The 749-nt window shown below is 72.6% G+C and carries 1 protein-coding gene; it reads left to right on the forward strand.

The genetic code is table 11. The features are described from left to right. The coding region (locus KUM32_RS36755; protein WP_254406658.1) for a SpoIIE family protein phosphatase at positions 1-682 on the forward strand (682 nt) is incomplete at its 5' end. Between the last annotated feature and the right edge of the window lie 67 nt (positions 683-749).

The raw sequence follows: 749 nt of genomic DNA on the forward strand, positions 1-749 counted from the left end.
TCGTATCGGCATCGCGACCCGCGAGGGAACCGCCGCCGACAACGCCGACGCCGCCCGCGCCTACACCCTCGCCGATGGCACGATCGGTGCCGCGGTCATCGACGGCATCGGCCACGGACCCCACACCAGTCGCACCGCCCCCCTCCTCGCCGAGGTCGCCGCCCGCATCGCCGCCCGCCGCGGCACACTTCCCGGGCTCCTCACTGCCAGCGAACTCATCGCCGACCGAGGGGCGGACGGCGACGAAGCCAACGCAGTCGCCGTCGCTGCGGTCGCCAACCCCGCCTACGACGTGGTCGCGGTCGCCTGGACTGGGGACTGCCGCGCCTACGGCTGGGATGGCACCCGGCTCCGGCTCTACTCCAACGACCACACCGTCGGAGCCCAACTACGGCGCAACGGCGTCGCGGTCGAGCTGGCCGAGGAGCACGACAACTGGCTCAAGACCAGCCTGGCCACGGCCACGGTGGCCACCATCTACCAGGCCACCATCCCCGACGCACTGGTGCTGCTCACCAGCGATGGCGTCCACGACCAGACTGACCACGACACCCTGACCGCCACCGTCCGCACGCACGCCACCGACCCTCAGGCCCTGGCGGATGCGCTCGTGGCCGCCGCCGAGGCCGACGCTGACGGCTACCGCGACGACGCCACCGCCATCGTCATCACCACCCAGTAGAACCCCAACCCCGCGCCCGCGGGGACCACACGGCACCGGTCGCGGACTGGTCCCGGCTCTACGGGCC

The sequence above is a fragment of the Streptomyces sp. AC627_RSS907 genome (genome assembly GCF_019049165.1).